Raw genomic sequence first — 14609 nt, forward strand, 5'->3', positions numbered from 1 at the left:
CTACAGCTCGTGTTGCAAAACGGGCTGTTTTTTCGCTGCAGAAAATATAAAAAAAGGCATAAATGTGACTTTATGCCTTGCGCTTTACGGTTTGAGAAAACCATGGAGCTGGTTTAGATTCACTTGGAAGAATGATGATTTCCACTTTAGCTTCTTCCGCTAAGTCTGGTTCTTCATCTTCATCCTCTTCTTCATATGGGGGCGCTGAGCGTTTCGAATCACGCTCCTCCTCAGGCTCCAGAGTGGTTTCGAATTTTGTTTCTTCTTCATCATCGAAGATTTTGTGATCTGTTTCCTTTTCCTTCGTTTCTTTTTGATATTCTTTCGGTGCATTGATGTGAGGGAGCTCTCGAATGCTGCCCACATCTAAATGCTTCTCCTCTTCTTCCTTCTCAGCTGAGATTGAGTCATGAGCCTGCCATCCCATCGGTCCAGGCGGTGTAAATACGAATTGGTCGAGATCCAGTTTAGAAATAGAGGCTTTTTGTCTCGATGACCTCATGTCAATTCGCCTCCCGATACGCTTTTATCTTTTTATACAGTTCCGGCAGTTTATCCAAAAACGAATCTTTAGATTCTTCAACAGAAATCATGTTTTGCAACGCCCAGTTATACTTCTCATCTGACCATGTTTTCTTTTGCTTCAAATAATATTTGTGCCCGATTGCACAGAACAAATGCGGAAACGCGAGATCAATCCAAAGTACCTCGTACTGTTTTTCTGTGAGCGGATACACTGCGTCGTAGGCCGCAAGCAGTGCAACCATGAAATCAGTATCCCATACAGAAAGCTTAACCATCACTTTATTCAGCAGAATACGAAGGTCTCTTGACGGCAAATCGTAGGTAATCGAGTGAAGCTCCTTTAAAAAAGGCTCCCCTTCGATCTCAGTCAAACGTGCCAATGTAAAATCCTGAAAACAGAATCCGCCATGCTCGAGCGTCTCTTTTGTCCAGGTTTCGTATTCTGAGTCTTCAAGCGCTCTGAGAGCTTCTTTTCCTCTTGCCAGCATTTTATCAGCATGTTTTAAGAAAGTTTGCGAAAATACGTCATCAGGATAGGATGCTGCGATCTGCATATTCCCCTCCAGTTCCTGCAGCTTCCAACGGTACAATTTGTGCCATTTTCCCAGCCTGCTTCTCTTCTTGCTTTCATCTGTGCAAACATATCCTTTTGAGGCATGATGAAAATGGCCGGCAAATGACATGACTTTTTTCATTTGCTCTGCATCATAGTAAATCATTTCTTTTCCTGTCACTTTGTCATATAAGCTGTAAGAAACCTGATCCGTGCCCAAGCAGCTACCGCCATTTTTTGTTTGATGAATCGGCGCTATCGGCAGCCCTTTCTCTTGTAAATGGGCGTGTGCCTGAGTGATAAAAAGCATCCGCTCCGGTTTCATTTGCGCTTCTTTTAGCAGCTTTGGGCCATGATCAGTTTCGACTTCCCAGATTTTGCGCCCGCTTTTGTTCGATTTCAGCGCCACATGGTCGATATGAAACGGATAATAACTGAGAATTTCGGACACAATCTGTTCTTCATGCTCTTTTTGGTACACTCTGTTCACCCCTTCTATCTGTTCTTTTCATAGACGCTGAGCAGATTTTCAGCCACCCTCTGCCAGCCAAAATTGCTTTCTGCCTCACGGCGGCTGTATTTCCCAAGCCGTTCCCGCTTTTCCGAGCTGCTCAGCAAATCATTAATACGTTCGGCATATTGTTTAGGATTTTCAAAGTCATGAATGATGTAGCCGTTTTTCCCTTCCTCTATGACCTCTGGATTGCCTCCCCGATTGCTTGTAATAATAGGAAGTCCCGCAGCCATCGCTTCATAATGCACCCTTGCTAAAGGCTCCTGCCATTGCGAAGAGCATACAAATACATCTGACATGGTATAAAGGCGCGGAATGTCCTTTGGCTTCACAAATTGAATAAATGTGACATGATCCTTTTGCATCGCACCAAGGGTATGAAGATGTTTGACATAGTTATTTAATTCATTATCTCCGAACCATTTTGACCCGATAAACACCATCATGACATCGGGGTGCTCCTCAATGATGTCCGGCAAAGCTTGCAATAATATGTGCGGGCCTTTGACTTTGCTAAGCCGGCCGACAAACAAGACGATTTTTTTGCCGTGAAGCCTCAGCTCGCTACGCATCTCTTCGCGAGCCCGCTGCCCTTCATTCGTCCAGCGAGGGTGGTACGTTTTTAAATCCACACCAGAATACACCGTTTTTGTTTTTGATCGTGCTGACGGAAAACGGCTTGTGATCGTCTGTCCGATATAATCGCTGACCGTAACAATCTGCGCTACGGAGTCGATGCAAATCTCGCCTTCCGCCTGGCTGATTTTATCGTAAGCGAACATTTCATTGTGAACGCTTAAAATAAAAACAGCATCCGGCGCCTGTTTCTTCAATTTCGGAACCCAGCTTGGGCGATTACAAACATGCACAAGATCAAAACGGCTCTTTTTCAGCTCTGCTCCAACGGCTTCTTCATAACGGTCTTCATCCAAATGCACATAATGGACACCGTCTACCTTCTCTCTATCAGCGAGATTCGGATCTTTAATAGAAAACACAGTCACCTCATGTTTTTTGGCAATTAAAGGGGCAACCGCTTCTAGGTAGATTTGAATGGCGCCTCCTCGAACCGATGGGACAGGAAGCTTCTCTGTGGCGATCAGTGCTATTTTCATACATAGCCTCCATTCCTGCATGATTTTTAACTAGTTAGAATCATGATACGGCTGAACAACCAACTTGTGCGGAATGGGACTGCCCTAAAAACAAAACGGGTAAACAACCAGATTCATCTATTAAATATAGTCAAATAACTCAATCATTTTTTCCTTTTGATTCATAAGGTAGGAGTAAAACAGGTAAGGATGTGTCCTTTAATGGCAGAAAACCATGAAGTCATTGAGGAGGGGAATTCATCAGAGCTTCCTTTATCAGCAGAAGATGCAAAAAAATTAACGGAGCTGGCTGAAAATGTGCTTCAAGGATGGGATGTGCAGGCTGAAAAAATAGACGTCATTCAGGGAAACCAGATGGCGCTTGTCTGGAAGGTCCACACAGACTCCGGTGCGGTTTGTCTAAAACGAATACACAGGCCAGAAAAGAAAGCGTTGTTTTCCATTTTCGCGCAGGACTATTTAGCAAAAAAAGGCATGAATGTTCCTGGCATACTCCCAAACAAAAAAGGCAGCCTATATTCCAAGCACGGCTCATTTCTATTTGTCGTATATGACTGGATCGAAGGAAGGCCGTTTGAGCTGACTGTAAAGCAGGACTTGGAGTTTATCATGAAAGGCCTTGCTGATTTTCATACAGCTTCCGTCGGATATCAGCCGCCAAATGGCGTTCCCGTATTTACCAAATTAGGTCGCTGGCCGAATCACTACACGAAACGATGCAAACAGATGGAAACGTGGAAGCTGATGGCGGAGGCGGAAAAAGAAGATCCTTTCTCACAGTTTTATCTTCAGGAGATAGATGGCTTTATTGAAGACGGGCTGCGCATCAAAGACCGGCTTTTGCAGTCGGCCTATGTTCCATGGACTGAACAGCTGAAAAAAAGCCCTAACCTTTGCCACCAGGATTACGGAACCGGAAATACACTCTTAGGGGAAAATGAACAGATTTGGGTCATTGACTTAGATACCGTTTCATTTGATCTGCCTATTCGCGATTTGCGCAAAATGATTATTCCGCTTTTGGATACGACGGGCGTTTGGGATGAAGAAACATTTAATGTCATGCTGAACGCATACGAATCCAGAGCCCCATTAACTGAAGAACAAAAACAAGTCATGTTTATTGATATGCTGTTTCCTTACGAGCTTTACGATGTCATTCGCGAAAAATACGTCCGCAAGTCTGCTTTACCGAAGGAAGAATTAGAATCAGCTTTTGAATATGAACGCATTAAAGCAAACGCATTGAACCAGCTTATTTAAGACCATCATTTCCCCCGCATATCGGGGGTTTGATCTTTATAAGATAAAGGGTAAATAAATACATGCGGAGGTTGCAAATATGAAAAAGATTGTCGGCGCTTTAGCCGTTTTTGTGATTACATATGCGCTGTTTTCAGCCGCAGGCTACCTGTTTCCTGTGGACCAAGAATGGTACAATTCATTGAAAAAACCGGACTGGACGCCAAGCGGAACTGCGATCGGCATCATTTGGGCCATCCTGTTTGCCCTGATCTCCCTTTCAGCAGCCATTGTATATGCTGCGTTTTCAATTAAAGGTGCGAAAAGCTTTTGGTTTACACTTTTGATAAATTACGTGCTCAATCAAGCCTTCAGCTATTTCCAGTTTACGCAAAAAAATCTGCTGGCTGCATCGCTTGACTGCCTGCTTGTCGCCATCACAGCAATCGTATTACTGATCATTGCCAAAAAATACAGCAGAGCCGCAAGCTATCTTCTTTTGCCTTATTTTTTATGGAGTGCATTTGCGACGTTCTTATCCTTTACAATCAATTCAATGAATCTGTGAACAAAAAAAGCCGCTTATACAGCGGCTTTTTCACATCATCGGCTTGATGCCCCAAATGTCCTTCGCATATTCCCGGATCGTGCGGTCGCTGGAGAAATATCCAGAATGAGCAATGTTTACAATCGAATGCTCAGACCATTTCCTTCGCTCTCGATAATCAGCTTGAATTCGCTCCTGTGCATCTGCATATGAGCTGAAATCCTTCAGCACAAAATACTCATCATTATGCGGAAGCAGCGAGTCAAAGATCGATTCAAATTCATCTGCTTCTCCTTCAAAAAAACCATTGATCAGCTGATCCGCTACCTGCCTGATTCTCCTGTCATGCTGATAATATTCCCTCGATCTATAGCCGCCGTTTTCCTGATACGATAGAACCTCATCCGCCTTTAAGCCGAACGTGTAAATACAGTCAGGACCCACCCGCTCAAGGATCTCGATATTTGCGCCGTCATGCGTGCCGATCGTCAAAGCCCCGTTCATCATAAACTTCATATTCCCTGTACCAGACGCTTCCTTGCTTGCAGTTGAAATTTGCTCACTTACGTCTGATGCCGGAAAAATTCGCTCAGCCATAGAAACTCTATAATTTTCTAAGAAAACAACTTTGATCAGCTGTTTGACCGCTGGATCATAATTGACTTTTTCTGCGACAGAATGGATCAGCTTAATGATTTTCTTGGCATAATAATAGCTTGGTGAAGCCTTTGCCCCGAAAATAAAGGTTTGCGGGTAGATTGAAAACCCGGCGTCCTCCTTGAGTCGGTTATACAAATACATAATGTGAAGAACATTCAGCAGCTGCCGTTTATATGCATGAAGCCGTTTCACCTGTACGTCGAATATGCTCTCAGGGTTCACAACCACCCCGGCCGTGCAAAAAATCAAATCGGCAAGCTCTTGTTTTTTCTTGCTTTTGTTGTTTTGAAACTGTTCAATAAATGCAGGATCAGTGGCGTACGGTTCTAAACGGATCAGTGATTCCGGCTGTTTGACCCATTCATCGCCGATCGCCTCTGTAATGATGGCAGACAAGCCTGGATTCGCTTTTAACAGCCAGCGCCTGTGGGCAATTCCATTCGTCTTATTGTTAAAACGATTCGGAAACAGCAAGTGAAAGTCGCGCATCTCCCTTTCCATTAATATATCGGAATGTATTTTTGCAACGCCATTTACACTGTAACTGCCTACTATGGCCAGATGAGCCATTTTGACAACACCATGCGCTGTAATCGCCATGTCCTCTATCCTTTTCCAGTCTCCCGGATACTTTTCCCAAACTGCGCGGCAAAACCTCTCATTGATCTCTTCAATAATCATGTACATTCGCGGGAGCAGCGGCTTAAACAAATGAATCGGCCATTTCTCGAGCGCTTCTGACAATGTTGTATGATTTGTATAAGAAATCGTATGTACAGTGATATGCCAAGCTTCTTCCCAGCTCATGTTCTCTTCATCGAGCAAAATCCGCATCAGCTCAGGCACCGCAAGCGCAGGGTGAGTGTCATTAATATGAATGCTCACTTTTTTATGCAGGCCGGATAAAGATTTATGTGTTTTTCGGTAATTGTTCACAATGCTTTTTAAGCTTGCGCATACTAAAAAATACTGCTGCTTCAGCCGTAAAATTTTCCCCTCATCATGGGTGTCATCGGGATATAAGAATTCAGAAACCGCTTCTGTTTCCCGCTTATAAGACAAAATATTACCGCCGTGATAATGCGCATAGGGCTCGGCGTTCCAAAGCCTTAACGTGTTGACAGTGCCCGTTTCATAGCCGATGATCGGGATATCATAAGGAACAGCGGTAACAATTGTCGCTTGTTCGTGGCGAAAATGCAGGCGCCCGCTTTTTTCTGTCATATGGACTTCGCCCCAAAACGGCACGTCCACTGCTTGATCCGCATTCCTTACTTCCCATACGTTCCCGTTTTTCAGCCATTGCTCAGGCAGCTCCACCTGATGCCCGTCTACAATTTTTTGCTCAAACAAACCATGCTTATAACGTATGCCCATGCCGTGCCCAGGCAGGTTCAACGAAGCAAGCGAATCTAAAAAGCAAGCGGCCAAGCGCCCAAGTCCGCCATTGCCGAGACCTGCATCGTTCTCTATCTGAAGGATCTCCTCTAAATTGATGCCGATTTCCTTTAAACCAGCTTCTACAACATCACGAACACCAAGATTCATTAAGTTTTGCTCAAGGAGCTGACCGAGCAGAAATTCGATTGATAAATAATATGTCTGCTTCCCGGAATTTGATCTGCTTTTTTCATTCGTCTCGATCCAATCAGCGCTGATATACTCTCTGACCATATTGCCCAACGTTTTATATTGATCCAGCTTGGCAGAATCTTTAAAGCTTTTTCCGCACGTCATTTCCAGACGCTTTAAAAATAAGTCTGCAAAGCGTTCTTTACTCGAGAACATCCCGTCCACTCCTTGTCACCTGCTCGAAAATACGCTGATACTCTTTAGCCGACTTCCCCCAGCTGTAATCTGCATTCATAGCGGTCTTCACGATGCTCTTCCATACATCCTGTTGGCAATAAAACGACAGCGCCCTTTCTATCGTAAATTTCAGATCATGCGCATTAAAGGCGGAAAACGTAAAGCCATTGCCCGTTCCCTCTTCCTCCTGATAGGCACGGACAGTGTCGTAAAGACCGCCCGTTTCCCTGACAATCGGAATGGCGCCATATTGAAGAGCAATGAGCTGCCCCAAACCGCACGGCTCAAATTTCGACGGCATCAAAAACATATCAGAGCCCGCATAAATTTGATGGGCTAGCGGCTCATCAAACCCGATATAAGCCCGGCACTTCTCATGAAAAGCAAATTCTGCATACCGGAAATAATCTTCAAATTCACGTTCTCCTGTGCCTAGCACAACCAGCTGTATGTCTTGCTCCTCAAGAAGTTCGTGCATAATTCTGCGGACAAGATCAAGCCCCTTTTGTTTAGTGAGCCTTGTCACCATACTGATCAGCGGAATATCGTTTTTCTCTGGAAGCCCCATCCGCTGCTGAAGCTTCGTTTTGTTTTCCAGCTTGCATGCAAGATCCCCTGAATCGTATTGCGCCTCTATATAAGGGTCGCTTTTCGGCTGATAGAACGTATCATCAATGCCATTTAATATGCCGGTTACATCATCTTCCCTATATTGCAAAACCTGTTCCAACTGCTCACCATAATACGGCGTCATGATTTCATTTCTGTAAGTGGGGCTCACAGTTGTCACATGATCAGCCGCAATGATGCCCGCCTTCATAAAATTAACAAATCCGTTGCATTCTAACCTTTCATAATGAAAATGATCCATCTCAAGACCCAGCAAGTCATGTGTGACATCAGGAGGGAATATGCCTTGAAACTGCAGGTTGTGGATCGTGAGCACGCTTTTCATCCGTTCATAAAAAGGATGTTTTCTGTACTCCTCTTTCAGCAAATAATTGACCATCGCTGTATGCCAATCGTGAGTATGAACAATATCGGCTTGAACATTCACAACTTTGGCAGCCTCCAGCACAGCTCTTGAAAAAAAGGCAAACCGCTCACCGTCATCATAATGCCCGTACAACGAATCCCTGTTGAAATAGTACTCATTGTCGATGAAGTAATAATTCACATCATTCTCTGCCATATGTTCAATTCCGCAATATTGCTGCCGCCAGCCGACAGCTACGGTACACTCAGCCTGTTTTTTCATACGCTTTTTCCACGGTTCAGGTATTTGGCTGTACTTCGGCAGCATCACAGCTACCTCATTGCCTAATCGCGCAAGCGCCTTTGGCAGAGCACCTGCTACATCGGCAAGACCTCCTGATTTCACAAATGGGGTGCATTCTGACACAGCAAATAATATCTTCAAGAATTCATCAGCTCTCCTTGCACCAAACCTTTTCTTAATACAAGCGGCTGCTCAGCTGTTCCTACAGCTTCCGTCGCCTTGCCGATTTTAACATCCTTATCCGAAATGACCTGCTCAAGAAGACAATCCTCGCCAATCTGCGTTTTTTGCATAATAATACAGTTTTTCAGCTTCGTTCCCTTTCCGACATGGACCGCCCTGAACAAAATGCAGTTTTCAACCTCTCCTTCAAGCACACAGCCGTTTGCCACCAAAGAATTTTTGACAGTGCTGTGCTTTCCGTATTTCGTAGGCGGCTCATCCTTCACTTTTGTATAGATCGGCTGCTGCGGCAAAAACACCTGCTGCCAAAAACGAGGCTGAATGAGCTCCATACTGTGGGTATAATATTTTTCCACCGAATCAATGACAGCGGCATAACCTGAATATTCATATGGGCAAATGGTCAGGGCAGAAGATTCCTTTTCAACAGCCTCCTGAATGGTTTTATAGCCTTTTTCACTATGTCCGTAGATCAGATCCTTTAAAAGCGTTGTTGACATGATATAGATTTGCAGCGACTGGCCGTCCTGAAATACCTCGGTGACGTCGCAGCCAACCTCCTGATGGCGTTTCAGCACATATTGAAATTGAATGTTGCATACGGTATGGCTGTTGGAAATAACAGCATATTGCTGCGTGCTTCTGTGGAAGTAATCTAGATGGTCCGAAAACTGGCGAAAGGACCCGAATTCATCGTATTCGTGATGAAGATGGGGAGACGGGAAAAAAAAGAGGCCGTCCTTTTTCCGGTGCAAATCCCATTCCTTACCCGCCCCAAGGTGATCCATGAGCGAACGGTAACGATACTTCGGAAAAATTGCAACACTCCTAATATCCGCATTCACCATGTTGGAAAGCATAAAATCAATCAGTCGGTACCTGCCGGCAAAAGGGATCGCCCCGAGCGACCGCTGTGCTGTTAAATCCTGAAGAGAATGCTTATATGTGGTTTCATCTATAACACCTAACATTTGATTATTGAACACTGACTCTGCCCCCTCTTCAGTAATTAAATCAATTCTTTTTCTACAAATTCCTCTGAAACGAGCAGCACCTCTTCAATGTCTTTTTCGGAGCGAATCACTGCGCCATCCGGCAGCACCATCCCATTAGGAACGATGGCATTTTCAATGACTACATGCTCCCCAATCGTCACATCCGGCATTATGACGGATGATGTAACAGTCGTATGCTTACCAACAGTCACACCTTGAAAAAGAACGGAGTGAGACACATTTCCATATACAACACAACCTTCGTTCACAAGCGAATCTTGAACCTGCGCATCAGATGAAATAAATTGCGGAGGCTGATTTGGATTGACGGAGTAAATTTTCCATTTGCGTTCAAACAGCTTCAGCTCCGAGTCCTCTTTTAACAAATCCATATTGGCTTCCCACAAGCTCTGCACCGTTCCGACATCCTTCCAATATCCCTTGAACGGATAAGCAGAAAGCTTCTTTTTCTCCTCCAAAAGCAGAGGAATAATGTCTTTGCCGAAGTCGTGGCTAGAATAAGGGTTTTGATCGTCCATCTCAAGATACTGTTTCAAAAGCGGCCAATTGAATATATAAATCCCCATTGAGGCAAGATTGCTCTTAGGGAATTTGGGCTTTTCATCAAAATGTGTGATCGTCCCATCTGGATTGGCCTTCATGATGCCGAACCGGCTTGCTTCCTCCCAGCCCACTTCGATGACAGAGATGGTCACATCTGCTTTCTTTTCAATGTGATAATCAAGCATTTTGCCGTAGTCCATTTTGTATATGTGATCTCCTGATAAAATCAGTACATACTCAGGATCATACTGATTCAAATAATTGAGATTTTCATAAATGGCGCTTGCCGTCCCTTTATACCACTTGACTTCTGATGACTCGGCATAAGGGGGTAAAACCGTCACGCCGCCATTATATCTATCCAGGTCCCATGCACTGCCGATCCCAATATAGGAATTCAGCTCAAGCGGCTGATATTGCGTTAAAATCCCGACTGTGTCTATGCCTGAATTAGAACAGTTGCTTAGGGTAAAATCAATAATCCTGTATTTTCCCCCGAAAGATACAGCCGGTTTGGCCATATTTTTTGTTAATCCGCTGAGACGGCTGCCCTTCCCGCCGGCAAGGAGCATGGCTACACATTGTTTTTTCATCTTTTTATCTCTCCTCTTTTTTTAACCGCCCGTAAAATCGAGATGCCGTAAGGGGGGATGGTCATCGTGATATAACACGGTTTATGATGAAGTGCTCCCTTTTTGGCCGATAATGGCTTTTTGTTGATTTGCCCTGAGCCTCCATATGTTTCACTGTCACTGTTAAGCACTTCAATGTATTGAGTAAAAAAAGGAACTCCAACATCATATTGATGATAGACCACGGGTGTAAAATTACAAATGATGACAAGCGCCTCACCGTGCTTTTTGCCATAACGAATAAAAGAAAAGATTGATTGTTCGTCATTATGGACATCAATCCATTCAAACGATTGTGCACGATGGTCATGCTCATAAAGGATTTTGCTTTTTTGGTAAAAGCGGAGAAGATCTTGCGTAAAAACGCTGGCTTTCTGATGCATGGGGAAGGAGTCCAAAAACCAATCAAGCTGTTCTGTATCTTTCCATTCATCAAATTGGGCAAACTCTGATCCCATAAAGATCAATTTCTTTCCGGGATGCACTGTCATATAGCCCAGCAAAAGCCGATACTGGGCAAATTTCTGCCAGTAGTCGCCAGGCATTTTATTAAGAAGTGATTTTTTTCCGTAGACGACTTCATCATGAGAAAACGGCAATACAAAATGTTCACTAAACGCATATAGTAATGAAAAAGAGATAAGCTGATGACAATGCCGCCTTTCTTCGGGCGGCGTCTCCATGTATTTCAGTACGTCATTCATCCATCCCATATTCCATTTATAATGAAAACCAAGCCCCCCTTCCTCAACGGCACCTGTCACTTGAGGCCATTCTGTAGAATCTTCCGCAATCATCATCACATGTGGATATGCCTCTCTCATGGTTTGATTGAGTTTTTTTAAAAAATCAACAGCATATGGATTCGTGTGGCGTTCATCCTGATTTGGCCAATACAAGATATTAGCCACTGCATCAACCCTAAATCCATCTATATGATAGAATTCCGCCCAGTACAACGCATTCGAAATTAAAAAACTATGAACTTCCGGTTTTCCCAGGTCAAAGTTTGCCGTGCCCCATAACCAGTTCTCCCGATCACGTTCTTCTTTGTATTCATAAAGCGGTTCTCCATCAAACATATAGAGTCCATGTGCATCTTTACAAAAATGTCCGGGGACCCAATCCAAAATGACTCCGATATTTTGTTGATGACATTCATCAACAAACTTCATCAGATCATGCGGCGTGCCAAACCTGCTTGTCGGGCTGTAATACCCCGTTCCTTGGTATCCCCATGAACGATCATATGGATGCTCATACACCGGAAGCAGTTCAATATGGGTAAACCCATGCTCCTTGATATAAGGGATAAGCGTCTGACTTAATTCTTTATAGGAATAATGCCTGCCATCAGAATGCTTCTTCCAAGACCCAAGATGCAGTTCATAAATGAAAACAGGTTTTTCATACAGCGTCTTAGCCTTCTGTTTATTTTGCCATTTTTGATCTTGCCAGCTGTACCCTTCCAAATTGTAAGTAAGTGACGCTGTGTTTGGTCTGACTTCTGAATAAATAGCGTATGGATCTGCCTTCAGCCTGATCTCACCGTTATTCGTCACGATTTCATATTTATATCGTTCCTTTTCTCCTATACCTGGAATAAATAACGTCCAAATGCCATTATCATTCACTCTGTGCATCACATGCTCTTCTCCAGACCAGCTGTTAAAATCTCCAGCCACTCGTACTTCCGACGCATGAGGCGCCCACACACAGAATTCATATCCGCTTTTGCCATTCAGCTCGCGGTAATGCGAGCCAAACAGCTGAAAGCTTTTAAACAGACTGCCTTCGTGAAAAAGATAAACATCATGTGCTGTCGGGCTGGCAGCGGCCATGTAATCATCCTTTCTGACATCATAGTTTTCATTTATAGTATTTATTCGAAGAAATAAAAAAAAGCCCTTTGCTGAAAGCGCTTATACTTATAGACAATTAACTTCATTTTCTGAAGAAAAACGAAATATATGGAGATTTTTGTAGTCTGTTTTTAAAATAAAGAACAAAATCTAAGACATATCATGATTTAGAAAACAAAAAAACCTTGCAGGATATGCAAGGCTTCTGGATGACCCGTACGGGATTCGAACCCGTGTTACCGCCGTGAAAGGGCGGTGTCTTAACCGCTTGACCAACGGGCCGATAATTATGATATCTGTAATCATATGGCGGAGAAGGAGGGATTTGAACCCTCGCGCCGCTTACACGACCTACACCCTTAGCAGGGGCGCCTCTTCAGCCACTTGAGTACTTCTCCATTTGGCTCCACAGGCAGGATTCGAACCTGCGACCGATCGGTTAACAGCCGATAGCTCTACCACTGAGCTACTGTGGAACAAAAGTCATGGTGGGCCTGAATGGACTCGAACCATCGACCTCACGCTTATCAGGCGTGCGCTCTAACCAGCTGAGCTACAGGCCCATGACGATATAGAAATGGAGCGGGTGATGGGAATCGAACCCACGACATCAGCTTGGAAGGCTGAGGTTTTACCACTAAACTACACCCGCAATTTTTATTTGGGGCGATTGATGGGAATCGAACCCACGAATGCCAGAGCCACAATCTGGTGCGTTAACCACTTCGCCACAACCGCCAAAATATATTGATAAATGGTGGCTCGGGACGGAATCGAACCGCCGACACACGGATTTTCAGTCCGTTGCTCTACCAACTGAGCTACCGAGCCTAAGTATTTAAATGGCGGTCCGGACGGGACTCGAACCCGCGACCTCCTGCGTGACAGGCAGGCATTCTAACCAACTGAACTACCGGACCATTTTAAAATTTGGTTGCGGGGGCAGGATTTGAACCTGCGACCTTCGGGTTATGAGCCCGACGAGCTACCGAACTGCTCCACCCCGCGATGATTAGGAATATGTATGGCGGAGGAAGAGGGATTCGAACCCCCGCGGGCTTTGACACCCCTGTCGGTTTTCAAGACCGATCCCTTCAGCCAGACTTGGGTATTCCTCCGTATAGTGGTGGACCTTGTAGGACTCGAACCTACGACCGGACGGTTATGAGCCGTCTGCTCTAACCAACTGAGCTAAAGGTCCATTGGTAGCGGCGGAGGGGATCGAACCCCCGACCTCACGGGTATGAACCGTACGCTCTAGCCAGCTGAGCTACACCGCCAAATATTTTTTGAAATCAAGTGGAGCCTAGCGGGATCGAACCGCTGACCTCCTGCGTGCAAAGCAGGCGCTCTCCCAGCTGAGCTAAGGCCCCAAGAATGGTCGGGAAGACAGGATTCGAACCTGCGACCCCATGGTCCCAAACCATGTGCTCTACCAAGCTGAGCTACTTCCCGATTTCATATAGATCATGGCGCGCCCGAGAGGAGTCGAACCCCTAACCTTTTGATCCGTAGTCAAACGCTCTATCCAATTGAGCTACGGGCGCAAAACTTAATGCCGAGGGCCGGACTTGAACCGGCACGGTAGTCACCTACCGCAGGATTTTAAGTCCTGTGTGTCTGCCAATTCCACCACCCCGGCGTGGATGGTATAGTTGGAGCGGAAGACGGGATTCGAACCCGCGACCCCCACCTTGGCAAGGTGGTGTTCTACCACTGAACTACTTCCGCAGAAATGGTGCGGATGAAGGGACTTGAACCCCCACGTCTGTAAAGACACTAGAGCCTGATTCTAGCGCGTCTGCCAATTCCGCCACATCCGCAACATGTAAATGGTGAGCCATGAAGGACTCGAACCTTCGACCCTCTGATTAAAAGTCAGATGCTCTACCAACTGAGCTAATGGCTCTTCTTACAAGAGACTTGAATATTATATCATATAAAAGTGGTGCCGGCAAGAGGACTTGAACCCCCAACCTACTGATTACAAGTCAGTTGCTCTACCAATTGAGCTACACCGGCATATATGTAAAACCGATATGTATAATGAAAAATGGTGGAGGATGACGGGCTCGAACCGCCGACCCTCTGCTTGTAAGGCAGATGCTCTCCCAGCTGAGCTAATCCTC

At 45.0% G+C, this 14609-nt stretch carries 10 protein-coding genes and 20 tRNA genes; 2 read left to right on the plus strand and 28 right to left on the minus strand.

The features are described from left to right. Positions 1 to 70: 70 nt before the first annotated feature. From AC07VD_RS13240 to cotSA, 3 genes are read right to left on the minus strand one after another with little or no spacing between them, the layout of a single operon-like run. Positions 71 to 502 (minus strand): hypothetical protein, encoded by a 432-nt coding sequence (locus AC07VD_RS13240; RefSeq protein ID WP_461728839.1) that lies wholly within the window; start codon positions 500 to 502, stop codon positions 71 to 73. Between the two features lies 1 nt (position 503). Then, entirely contained in the window at positions 504 to 1559 is a 1056-nt protein-coding gene (cotS, locus tag AC07VD_RS13245; protein WP_494721746.1) for a spore coat putative kinase CotS, read from the minus strand. Between the two features lie 14 nt (positions 1560 to 1573). Then, on the minus strand, positions 1574 to 2707 hold the full coding sequence (cotSA, locus tag AC07VD_RS13250) for a spore coat protein CotSA (RefSeq protein WP_494721745.1): 1134 nt from the start codon (positions 2705 to 2707) through the stop codon (positions 1574 to 1576). A 189-nt stretch (positions 2708 to 2896) separates the two neighbouring features. Between cotSA and cotI the strand changes: the two genes are divergently transcribed. Then, positions 2897 to 3970, plus strand: coding sequence for a spore coat kinase CotI (gene cotI / locus AC07VD_RS13255; RefSeq protein WP_217017921.1), 1074 nt, complete (start codon positions 2897 to 2899; stop codon positions 3968 to 3970). Positions 3971 to 4049: 79 nt separating this feature from the next. Beyond that, positions 4050 to 4517 (plus strand): TspO/MBR family protein, encoded by a 468-nt coding sequence (locus AC07VD_RS13260; protein ID WP_124058901.1) that lies wholly within the window; start codon positions 4050 to 4052, stop codon positions 4515 to 4517. Between the two features lie 30 nt (positions 4518 to 4547). On the opposite strand, the gene glgP is transcribed toward AC07VD_RS13260, so the two are convergent. The 25 genes from glgP to AC07VD_RS13385 all read right to left on the minus strand — a co-directional run bounded on the left by glgP (position 4548) and on the right by AC07VD_RS13385 (position 14502). Next, complete coding sequence (gene glgP, locus AC07VD_RS13265) at positions 4548 to 6944, minus strand: glycogen phosphorylase GlgP (RefSeq protein ID WP_217017916.1); 2397 nt, start codon at positions 6942 to 6944, stop codon at positions 4548 to 4550. Next, the gene (gene glgA, locus AC07VD_RS13270) at positions 6931 to 8385 is read right to left on the minus strand and encodes a glycogen synthase GlgA (RefSeq protein ID WP_003246015.1); all 1455 of its coding nucleotides are present in this window, start codon (positions 8383 to 8385) and stop codon (positions 6931 to 6933) included. The genes glgP and glgA overlap by 14 nt, the downstream gene beginning before the upstream one ends. Beyond that, positions 8382 to 9413 carry a glucose-1-phosphate adenylyltransferase subunit GlgD gene (glgD, locus tag AC07VD_RS13275; RefSeq protein ID WP_015251371.1) on the minus strand — a complete coding sequence of 344 codons (1032 nt, stop codon included), beginning with the start codon at positions 9411 to 9413 and terminating at the stop codon, positions 8382 to 8384. Before glgD ends, glgA begins: the two co-directional genes overlap by 4 nt. 23 nt (positions 9414 to 9436) lie before the next feature. Next, positions 9437 to 10579, minus strand: coding sequence for a glucose-1-phosphate adenylyltransferase (locus tag AC07VD_RS13280; RefSeq protein WP_003229018.1), 1143 nt, complete (start codon positions 10577 to 10579; stop codon positions 9437 to 9439). Then, on the minus strand, positions 10576 to 12459 hold the full coding sequence (gene glgB / locus AC07VD_RS13285) for a 1,4-alpha-glucan branching enzyme (protein WP_217017913.1): 1884 nt from the start codon (positions 12457 to 12459) through the stop codon (positions 10576 to 10578). The genes AC07VD_RS13280 and glgB overlap by 4 nt, the downstream gene beginning before the upstream one ends. Positions 12460 to 12690: 231 nt before the next feature. Next, a tRNA-Glu gene (locus AC07VD_RS13290) sits at positions 12691 to 12762 on the minus strand. A 25-nt stretch (positions 12763 to 12787) separates the two neighbouring features. Then, positions 12788 to 12878: transfer RNA gene (locus tag AC07VD_RS13295), tRNA-Ser, on the minus strand. Between the two features lie 3 nt (positions 12879 to 12881). Further along, a tRNA-Asn gene (locus AC07VD_RS13300) sits at positions 12882 to 12956 on the minus strand. 10 nt (positions 12957 to 12966) lie between these two features. Further along, positions 12967 to 13043, minus strand: a tRNA-Ile gene (locus AC07VD_RS13305). A 15-nt stretch (positions 13044 to 13058) separates the two neighbouring features. Further along, positions 13059 to 13132 (minus strand) — tRNA-Gly (locus AC07VD_RS13310). 10 nt (positions 13133 to 13142) lie between these two features. Further along, positions 13143 to 13218: transfer RNA gene (locus AC07VD_RS13315), tRNA-His, on the minus strand. Positions 13219 to 13235: 17 nt separating this feature from the next. Next, a tRNA-Phe gene (locus tag AC07VD_RS13320) sits at positions 13236 to 13311 on the minus strand. Positions 13312 to 13323: 12 nt separating this feature from the next. Beyond that, positions 13324 to 13400 (minus strand) — tRNA-Asp (locus AC07VD_RS13325). An 11-nt stretch (positions 13401 to 13411) separates the two neighbouring features. Beyond that, positions 13412 to 13488 (minus strand) — tRNA-Met (locus AC07VD_RS13330). A 17-nt stretch (positions 13489 to 13505) separates the two neighbouring features. Further along, positions 13506 to 13598 (minus strand) — tRNA-Ser (locus AC07VD_RS13335). A 6-nt stretch (positions 13599 to 13604) separates the two neighbouring features. Next, positions 13605 to 13681: transfer RNA gene (locus AC07VD_RS13340), tRNA-Ile, on the minus strand. 2 nt (positions 13682 to 13683) lie between these two features. Continuing rightward, positions 13684 to 13760: transfer RNA gene (locus tag AC07VD_RS13345), tRNA-Met, on the minus strand. 20 nt (positions 13761 to 13780) lie between these two features. After that, positions 13781 to 13853: transfer RNA gene (locus AC07VD_RS13350), tRNA-Ala, on the minus strand. A gap of 5 nt (positions 13854 to 13858) precedes the next feature. Beyond that, positions 13859 to 13935, minus strand: a tRNA-Pro gene (locus AC07VD_RS13355). A 15-nt stretch (positions 13936 to 13950) separates the two neighbouring features. Beyond that, positions 13951 to 14027, minus strand: a tRNA-Arg gene (locus AC07VD_RS13360). A 9-nt stretch (positions 14028 to 14036) separates the two neighbouring features. Then, positions 14037 to 14122, minus strand: a tRNA-Leu gene (locus tag AC07VD_RS13365). A 14-nt stretch (positions 14123 to 14136) separates the two neighbouring features. Next, a tRNA-Gly gene (locus tag AC07VD_RS13370) sits at positions 14137 to 14211 on the minus strand. A 5-nt stretch (positions 14212 to 14216) separates the two neighbouring features. Then, positions 14217 to 14303, minus strand: a tRNA-Leu gene (locus AC07VD_RS13375). 10 nt (positions 14304 to 14313) lie between these two features. Next, positions 14314 to 14389 (minus strand) — tRNA-Lys (locus AC07VD_RS13380). 37 nt (positions 14390 to 14426) lie between these two features. Continuing rightward, positions 14427 to 14502: transfer RNA gene (locus AC07VD_RS13385), tRNA-Thr, on the minus strand. Positions 14503 to 14609: the final 107 nt, after the last annotated feature.

This window comes from Bacillus sp. GW821-FHT01G09 (assembly GCF_059422205.1).